We start from the raw sequence: 8,314 nt of genomic DNA, 5'->3' as shown, positions 1-8,314 counted from the left end.
GTGACCGCCGCCGCACCGACGAGCAGCGCACCGCCGGCCCAACCCAGCCAGCCGAGGTCCGGCCCCGCGGTCGGCTCGGTGGGTGCCGTCTCCGGTTCGGGCGTCTCCGGCTCCACGCTCGGCTCCGGTTCCTCACTCGGTGTGGCGGAGGCCGACGGCGTCGCCGACTGGGTCGGCCGGGTGGTCTGTGTGCCCGTCGCATAGTCGGGTGGCTCGGCGACCGACGGCGTCGGCTCGAAGGCGACCCAGCCCAGACCCTCCAGGTACAGCTCGGGCCAGGCGTGCATGTCGCGGATCGACACGTTCCAGCCGTCCCCGGCGCGCTCACCGGGCAGGAAGCCGACGGCCACCCGGGCCGGGATGCCGACGGCGCGGGCGAGTACGGCCATCGAGGTGGCGAATTGCTCGCAGTAGCCGCGGCGGTCGTCGAACAGGAACCGGGTGAGGGCCTCGTAGCCCGAGCCGGGCGCGGGGTCCAGGCTGTAGCTGAAGGCGGGCGAGCGCAGCCAGTCCTGGATCAGTTGCGCACTCTCGCCGTCGGTGGTCGCCCGCCGGGTGATCTCCTCGGCCAGGGTTCGGATCCGCGCCGGCAGGTCGGCGGGTACCGCGGCGGTCACCCCGCCGTCGGCCGGATCGCCGGCGCCTGCGGCGGCCACCTGCTGCGCGGTCGGTGTTACATCGACGATGGTGGCCTGGTAGCGCAGCCCGTTGGTGGCGGCGTCGCGTCCGTCGCCGGTGGCCAGCACGCTCAGCGAGAGCGGGTCGTGCCGCCAGCTCCCGGACGCCGTGAAATCGGCCGGTGCGTACGGCAGCGGCAGCCATTGTGAGTTGAAGTCGGTGATGCTGACGTCGACCTGGAAGCGCGGACGTCCGAACGCCACCCCGGGCGGGGCGGGCAGCGGCCCGGAGAACAGGTCGATCGGCTCGAGGTGGAAGCCGGTGGCGTCGAAGGCGGGCAGCGAGGTGAGCCGCAACCGGGTGCCGTCGCCGCTGCTGGTGGTGTAGCTGAGCACCTGCCGGTCCACCGGGAGCTGCAGGTTGCGGCGCAGGTCGAGCGACGGATCGCCCATCTGCACCGGGCCCTGGCCGGTGAACGGCGCCGTCTTGGCCGGATCCAGTCCCGGGGTGACCAGGCCGGCCAACAGTGCGGACGGGGTGGCGATCAGCAGGCAAACCAACCCGCCGATGAGCGGGCCCCCGCCGGTCCGGGCGGACGCCGCCGACCGGGGCATCCGTCCGGCCGTGTCGGCCAGCAGCACCAGCAGATAGCCGACCGCCGGCCAGAGCAGCGCGCCGAACGGAACCAATGCCGGCAGCGCCAGCGCGGTGAGCAGGTAGGGAATGCCGAGCGGCAACAGTGTCCAGGCCGCCTGTCGATGGGTCACCGCGAGCTGATCGGCGAGGAAGGCCAGCACGCCGATGGCACTGGTGGTGATCAGCCGGACGCCGAGGTTGGGCCCCATCGGCGCGGACGAGGCCGCCACCCAATGGACGCCGTCGGAGAGCTCGGCGGGCAGTGCGAACGGGTTGGTCAGCCCGGCATTGAGGGCCAGTCCGGCCATCGCCAGGACGCCGAGGGCAGCCTGCGCCAGCCCGGCCACCGAGTCGTTGCGCAAGCTCCGGCGGGCGATGATGCCGGCGGCGCCGATCACCGCGATCAGCAGCACGCAGTCGAGGAACAGCCCGCTGTCGGACGTGATCGGGACGAGCGCGACGAGTGCCAGCGCCATGGCGACCGCAACCGCGGCACCGGTCCGGTCCGAGGTCCGGATCATCGCGGCACCTCGTCGGCCAGGGCTGCCCAGGCCTGCGGGATTCCGCCGCCGGCGGCGTCCCGGACGACCCGCCAGCCGTTGGCCAGCAAGATGTCGGCCGGGTCGTCGGGGCCGGGCTCGGTGGGCTGCAGCAGGATCGCCCGGCACAGTGCGCCGTGCCGCCGCAGAGTGGTGAGCGCGACCGCATCGGCGCGGGTGAGCCGTCCGATGATCGCGATCAGCAACTCGGCCCGGCCACCGCTGTCCGAGCGCAGCGCGTCGGCCAGGTCTTCGGCATCGGTCAGGGTGCTGTCGGTCAGGTGGTCGAGCAGGCTCTCCCGGGTGGTGTCGCCGGCCACCGTCAGCCGGCGTCCGCCGGCCTCGCTGAGCGTCACGTCGTAGCCGGCGTCGATCAGGTGCGCGCCGACCGAAGCGGCCGCCGACACCGCCCATTCGAAGCTGGACGTCGGCCCCGCGCCGACATGCCCGGTGCCGCGGTTGTCCAGCAGGATCAGCGCGCTGGGTTCCCAGGCATGCTCCTCGCGGCGCACCATCAGCGTCCCGGTGTGCGCGGTGGAGGGCCAGTGGATGCGCCGGAGCTCGTCCCGCGGCCGATACTCGCGGATCAGCGCGTCATCGGGCCCCAGCACGCTGCTGCGGCGTTGCGTCGCCTCGCCGATCAGGCCGGTGCCCGCGCCGGCCGTGGCCGCGCCGAGCGGGTGGACGGCGGGTGTCACGGTGAGCAGGTTGCGGCCGCCCAGCCGGCGGCGGGCGCTGGCCAGTCCGAGCGGGTCGAGCGTCGTCGACTGGCAGGGACCGATCCGGTACCGACCCCGCAGGAAGGTGCCCAGGCTGTAGTGCAGCTGGGTCTCCAGATGCCCCCAGCCGGACGGCACCGGCAGCACCGGCGCACCGCCCAGCCCCGGCGGCACCGCGTCCTCGAGATAACCCCAGGCGCCGAGCCCGATGCTGTCCCGGCTCAGCTCGAGCCGGATCGGCACCGACGCACCGGCCGCCACCCGGTCGGTGGACAATCGGCGCCGCAGCCAGGCGCGCCGCGCCGACAGCCAGGCCAGCAGGGTCGCCGCGGCCACCAGGCCGAGCAGCAGGCCCGCCGGCCAGGCGAGCGGACGCAGTCCGGTCACGCCCGCGGCGATCAACAGGATCACCGCCACGGTGGCCAGGCCCAGGCCGCGCGCGGTCAGCCGGATCATCGTTAGTCGCGGTCGGGGACGCCGACGCCGTCGACCGCGGCCCGGACCACGTCGTCGGCGCTCCGTCCGGCCAGTTGGGCGGCCGGGCTGAGCAGGATGCGGTGCGCCAGCGCCGGCGCGGCCAGCGCCTGGATGTCGTCGGGGATCACGTAGTTGCGGCCCTGCAGGACCGCCCGGGCCCGGCTGGCCCGCAGCAATTGCAGGCCGGCGCGCGGTGAACCGCCCAGCCGGACGTCGGGGCTGGTCCGGGTCGCCTCCAGGATCGCCACCAGATAGTCCTTGATCGCGGCATGGACGAAGACCGAACGCACCGCTTCGGTCAGTGCCGCCACGGTCTCGGCGTCGGTCACCGGCCGTAGCTCGCCCAGCGGATCGCCGCCGCCGTGGTGGTCGAGCATCGCGACCTCGGCGGCCCGCACCGGGTAGCCGATCGAGATCCGCAGGCTGAACCGGTCGCGCTGCGCCTCGGGCAGCGGATAGGTGCCCTCCATCTCGACCGGGTTCTGGGTGGCGACCACCAGGAACGGGTGCGGCAGCGGATGGGTGACGCCGTCGACGGTGACCTGGTGTTCCTCCATCGCCTCGAGCAGCGCCGACTGGGTCTTGGGGGAGGCCCGGTTGATCTCGTCGCCGATCACCACGTTGGCGAACACGCCGCCCGGTTTGAACTCGAAGACCCGGTGCTCGGAGTTGAAGATCGACACCCCGGTGATGTCGCTGGGCAGCAGGTCGGGGGTGAACTGGATGCGCTGCGCGGTGCCGCCGATGGCCCGGGCCAGGGCTTTGGCGAGCATCGTCTTGCCGACGCCCGGGACGTCCTCGATCAACAGGTGACCCGACGAGAACAGCGCCACCAGGGCGAGTTCCACGGCTTCGGGTTTCCCTTCGATCACGCTCTGCACCGCGGTGCGGATGTCGTCGGCGACAGCGCGCAGGTCGTCGACCTGGCTCGCTGGGCTGCGTTCCACGTATTCCCCCTCTGGCCTCGGCGCTGCGGCCACCCTACCGGGCGTCTCCGACGCACCGACGGGCGCACACTGATACCTCAGTGGAGGAAAGTGGAGTACAGTGGCGCCAAGTGGAGGACAGAGTCGAGGGGGTGGGTCCCGGTGTTCTTGGGAACCCACACGCCGAAGCTCGATGACAAGGGTCGTTTCTTCCTCCCCGCGAAGTTCCGCGAGGAACTGAACGGGGGCCTGGTCATCACCAGGCAGCCTGACCGCTGCCTGGCGATCTTCACCCCAGCCGCCTACCAGGCGGCTGCCGATCGGATGATCGCGGGATCGTCCAGCCTGGCGAAGGTGCGCTCGGTGCAGCGGATGTTCGCCTCCGGCGCGGATTCGTCCACGCCGGACAGCCAGGGCCGGATCACCGTGCCGGAGCACCTGCGTAACTACGCGGGCCTGCGTCGGGAGATCGTCGTGATCGGCGCCTTGGACCACATCGAGGTGTGGGACGCGGAGACCTGGGCCTCCTACGCCGCGGCGCAGGAGGAGGCCTTCGCACAAATGGACGAAGAGGTATTCGGAGCGGGGTGACCCGCCGAAGCAACACCGTCGCGTGCGGTGCGGCTTCAATCCGAGGGGCGACGCCCCCTGGCGCACCTTCCCCGGTGCCAGGCGGCTCCCACGGATTGAAACCACGGCGCACGCGAGGGTGCCATCCAAGGTTGATGGAGGGGTCGAGATGGACGGGCAGCAGGCCGTGCACGTGCCGGTGATGTGCACGCGCATCGTCGAGCTGCTCAGCGTGCCCCTACAAGCTCCCGGGGCCACCTATGTGGACTGCACCCTCGGCCTCGGCGGTCACGCCGAGGCCGTTCTCACCGCCTGTCCGCAGGCCCGGCTGATCGGCATCGACCGCGACCGGCACGCGCTGGACGCCGCGGCGGCCCGGCTGGCCCCCTTCGGTGACCGGGTGGTGCTGTTCCAGGCCCGTTACGACGAACTGCCCGAGGTGCTCGCCGAGGCAGAGCGCCCGGCGGTGCAGGCGATCCTGGCCGACCTGGGCCTGTCGTCGATGCAGATCGACCGCACCGAACGCGGCTTCGCCTACCGGGCCGACGCCCCCCTCGACATGCGGATGGACGACACCCAGCCGTTGACCGCGGCCGAACTGCTGAACACCGCCGACGTCCCCGAACTGACCCGCATCCTGCGCCGATTCGGCGAGGAGCGGTTCGCCGACCGGATCGCCCGGCGGATCGTGGCCGAACGCGCCACCGAGCCGTTCACCGGTTCCGCCCGGCTGGTCCGGGTGATCGAGCAGGCGATCCCGGCCGCGGCCCGTGCGTCCGGGGGAGGGCATCCCGCCAAGCGCACCTTCCAGGCCCTGCGGATCGCGGTCAACGACGAGCTGACCGCGCTGGCCGGCCTGCTGCCGGCCGCGATCGACGCGCTGGCCCCCGGCGGACGCCTGGCGGTGCTGGCCTACCACTCCGGTGAGGACCGGCTGGTGAAGAACGCGCTGCGCGAGGCGGCCACCGACCGCGCCCCGCGCGGGTTGCCGGAGGTCCCGGCCGCCCTGCGGGCTCGGCTGGTGCTGCTCACCCGGGGCGCCGAGCGCCCCGACACAGACGAAGTGCAGGTCAATCCGCGCGCCGCCTCGGCACGGTTGCGCGCGGCAGAACGGATCAACGAGGTGGCAGCATGACAGCACTCCTGGCCCCGAAGTCCAACCCCGGTCAGCGGCGTAGCGAGCAACGCGCGCCGCGGGAGAGTCTCCGTGAGGTGCGGCGTCCGCAGCGCACGGTGGCCAGCATCCCGTTCATCCTGGGTCTCGGGGTGCTGCTGGCGCTGGGCATGGTGGGGCTGCTGCTGCTCAACACGGCGCTGCAGGAGCAGGCCTTCGCGGTGCGCGACCAGCAGAAGGTGGCCACCCAGCTCGGCTACCGGATGGCCGCCCTGGAGACCGAGGTCACCCAGGCCCGCTCCAGCGAGGGGCTGGCGGTGGCCGCGTCCAAGCTCGGCATGGTGCCCAACCCCTACCCGGCGTACCTGCAGCTGCCCAGCGGCGAGATCATCGGCAAGCCGACCGCGATGACCGGTCAGGAGGTGCCGGACGTCCGCTACCGCACCCCCGAAGAACTCGCCAAGATCGCGAAGGCCCGTGAAGAGGCCATCGCCAAAGCAGCCGCCGAGGCCAAGCAGAAGGCCGCGGAGGCGAAGCAGAGGGCCGCCGAGAAGAAGGCCGCGGCCGAGAAGAAGGCGGCCGAGGCCAAGAAGAAGGCGGCGGAAGCCAAGAAGAAGGCAGAGGCGGCGAAGAAGAAGGCAGAGGCGAAGAAGCCGGGTGAGTCCGGCACGAAGCGGAACGGGAGCGGCCGATGACGGCGCCGAAGTCCACCGCGGCTCGGCAGCTGTCCCGGCTGCGTCGCGCCCGGCTGCCGCTCGCCTCGCCGATCCGCCGGCTGCGGGTACTGCTGATCGCCATCGCCGTGGTCTTCTCGTTGTGTGCCGGCCGCGCCCTGCAGGTGCAGGCGTTCGACGCCAAGACCTACGCGACCGCGGCCGCCGACCAGATGCAGCAGACCCAGGTGCTGCCGGCGTCCCGCGGTGAGATCAGCGATCGCTACGGCGACATCCTGGCCTTCACCGAGGACACCGTGCAGGTGGTGGCCGACCCGAAGATGATCCGGACCAACGGCAAGATGACCGACAGCCAGATGACCAGCTACGACCGTGAGGTCGCGGCCGCCGCACCGCAGCGGCTGGCCGAGATCCTGGCCAGGCATCTGGGCAACACCCCGGACTCGTACCTGCCGCAGCTGACCGACCCGAAGTCGTCCTACAAGGTGATCGCCAAGCGGGTGCCGGCGCAGACCTTCGCCGACATCCAGGCCGAGATGACCCAGGCCAAGCTGCTGGGCCTGCGGCGGATCACCGCACCGACCCGGCGCTACCCGAACGGCTCACTTGCCTCCAACCTGATCGGCTGGGTGAACCAGCAGGGCGAGGCGGCCGGCGGCCTGGAGTTGTCGCTGGAGAAGCAACTCAAGGGCACCGACGGCAAGGAGATCTACGACTCCTCGCCGAACGGCAAGATCCCGCTCGGTGACAACGTGCTGATCCCGCCGCAGAACGGCCGCAATGTCGGCCTGACCATCGACAACTCGTTGCAGCTGCTGGCCGAGCAGCGGCTCGCCAAGGCGCTCGCCGACACCGGCGCCGAAGCGGCCGCCGTGGTGGTGACCAACCCGAACACCGGCGAGATGCTGGCGATGGCCAACGCGCCGTCCTTCGACAGCAACGACCCCGGCAAGAGCAACCCCCAGGACATGACCAACCGGATCACCACCAACGCCTACGAGCCGGGCTCGGTGCAGAAGATCCTCACCTTCGCCGCGATGCTCGACTCGGGCACCATCGACCCCGACGAGAAGGTCAAGGTGCCGAGCGTGATCAAATACGACAAGGTCAACTCGGTGCACGACGCCTGGAACCACGGGGACATCACCCTGCGGGCCCGCGGCATCTTCGCCAAATCGTCCAACCTGGGCACCATCACCCTGGCCCGCCGGATGCCGAAGGAGCAGCTGTACTCCTACTACAACGCGTTCGGCCTGGGGAAGCGCACCAACATCGGGGTGGGCGGCGAGTCCGCGGGCCTGTTGCCCAAGGCGAACATCGCCGACTACACCCGCGACAGCAACTCCTTCGGCAGCGGCCTGTCGGTGACCGCGGTGCAGAACGCGGCCGCTGTCGGCGCGATCGTCAACGGCGGCGTCTACCACGCGCCCACGGTGATCTCGACGATGGACGGGCAGCCCTACACCCGGCCCAACCAGGACACCACGCCGCGCCGGGTGATCAGCGAGAACACCTCGGCGCAGGTGCGTTCGCTGATGGAGCAGCAGGCGCTGAACCAGACCAGCCCGGCGTTCAGCATCAACGGCTACCGGATCGGTGCCAAGACCGGCACGGCGCGGCTGTTCGATCCCGGCTGCAACTGCTACTCGCGTGACCGGCTGGTGGTCTCCACGGTCGGCGTCGCGCCGATCGACAACCCCCAGGTGCTGGTCTACGCGGTGGTCTGGAACCCGAAGAAGGGTGCCTCCGGTGCGGCCGTCGCGGCCCCGATCATGCACGACGTGATGCAGCTGGCGCTGCCCCGCTACGCCGTCCCGCCGTCGTCCACCAAGGGCGTCAAGCTCCCGCTTCAGTAATAGGGTCGTGACCATGGCTGAGCGCGCTACTCGCCTGGCCGGGCTGCTGCCCGGAGCGGGGGACGCCGACGTCACCGGCGTGACCCTCGACTCGCGGGCGGTCCGACCGGGCGATGTGTATGCGGCGCTGCCGGGGCAACGCACCCACGGCGCCCGGTTCGCGGCCGAGGCCGTCCGGCGCGGCG

8 protein-coding genes are annotated in these 8,314 nt (G+C 71.5%); 5 read left to right on the top strand and 3 right to left on the bottom strand.

The window, feature by feature from the left end:
* The 3 genes from QM624_RS02410 to QM624_RS02400 form a co-directional block, all read right to left on the bottom strand.
* The coding region (locus QM624_RS02410) for a transglutaminaseTgpA domain-containing protein (protein ID WP_415088510.1) at window positions 1-1,775 on the bottom strand (1,775 nt) is incomplete at its 3' end.
* Window positions 1,772-2,968 carry a DUF58 domain-containing protein gene (locus QM624_RS02405; RefSeq protein WP_415088509.1) on the bottom strand — a complete coding sequence of 399 codons (1,197 nt, stop codon included), beginning with the start codon at window positions 2,966-2,968 and terminating at the stop codon, window positions 1,772-1,774. The genes QM624_RS02405 and QM624_RS02410, both read right to left, overlap by 4 nt.
* Before the next feature lie 2 nt (window positions 2,969-2,970).
* A complete protein-coding gene (locus tag QM624_RS02400) occupies window positions 2,971-3,936 on the bottom strand; it encodes an AAA family ATPase (protein ID WP_415088508.1) in 966 nt (321 codons plus the stop codon).
* A gap of 141 nt (window positions 3,937-4,077) precedes the next feature.
* On the opposite strand from QM624_RS02400, the gene mraZ reads away from it, so the two are divergent.
* From mraZ to QM624_RS02375, 5 genes are all read left to right on the top strand, one after another.
* On the top strand, window positions 4,078-4,506 hold the full coding sequence (mraZ, locus tag QM624_RS02395) for a division/cell wall cluster transcriptional repressor MraZ (RefSeq protein ID WP_298131917.1): 429 nt from the start codon (window positions 4,078-4,080) through the stop codon (window positions 4,504-4,506).
* A gap of 148 nt (window positions 4,507-4,654) precedes the next feature.
* Window positions 4,655-5,620, top strand: coding sequence for a 16S rRNA (cytosine(1402)-N(4))-methyltransferase RsmH (rsmH, locus tag QM624_RS02390; protein ID WP_415088507.1), 966 nt, complete (start codon window positions 4,655-4,657; stop codon window positions 5,618-5,620).
* Entirely contained in the window at window positions 5,617-6,294 is a 678-nt protein-coding gene (locus tag QM624_RS02385; protein WP_415088506.1) for a hypothetical protein, read from the top strand. The genes rsmH and QM624_RS02385 overlap by 4 nt, the downstream gene beginning before the upstream one ends.
* Window positions 6,291-8,129, top strand: a complete 1,839-nt coding sequence (locus tag QM624_RS02380) for a peptidoglycan D,D-transpeptidase FtsI family protein (protein WP_415088505.1) — start codon at window positions 6,291-6,293, stop codon at window positions 8,127-8,129. Before QM624_RS02385 ends, QM624_RS02380 begins: the two co-directional genes overlap by 4 nt.
* A gap of 13 nt (window positions 8,130-8,142) precedes the next feature.
* Window positions 8,143-8,314: Mur ligase domain-containing protein (locus QM624_RS02375; RefSeq protein ID WP_415088511.1), on the top strand; the 172-nt coding region annotated here is incomplete at its 3' end.

This window comes from Micropruina sp., assembly GCF_047606365.1.
Taxonomy (GTDB): Bacteria; Actinomycetota; Actinomycetes; order Propionibacteriales; family Propionibacteriaceae; genus Micropruina.
Note: the sequence above shows the minus strand (reverse complement) of the source record. Positions and strands in the feature narration are given on the sequence as shown.

What these genes read in the sequence shown, in the direction of transcription:
- QM624_RS02405 (WP_415088509.1), bottom strand. Translation starts at nt 2,968, where the DNA reads ATGATCCGGCTGACCGCGCGCGGCCTGGGCCTGGCCACCGTGGCGGTG.
- rsmH (WP_415088507.1), top strand. Translation starts at nt 4,655, where the DNA reads ATGGACGGGCAGCAGGCCGTGCACGTGCCGGTGATGTGCACGCGCATC.
- QM624_RS02385 (WP_415088506.1), top strand. Translation starts at nt 5,617, where the DNA reads ATGACAGCACTCCTGGCCCCGAAGTCCAACCCCGGTCAGCGGCGTAGC.
- QM624_RS02380 (WP_415088505.1), top strand. Translation starts at nt 6,291, where the DNA reads ATGACGGCGCCGAAGTCCACCGCGGCTCGGCAGCTGTCCCGGCTGCGT.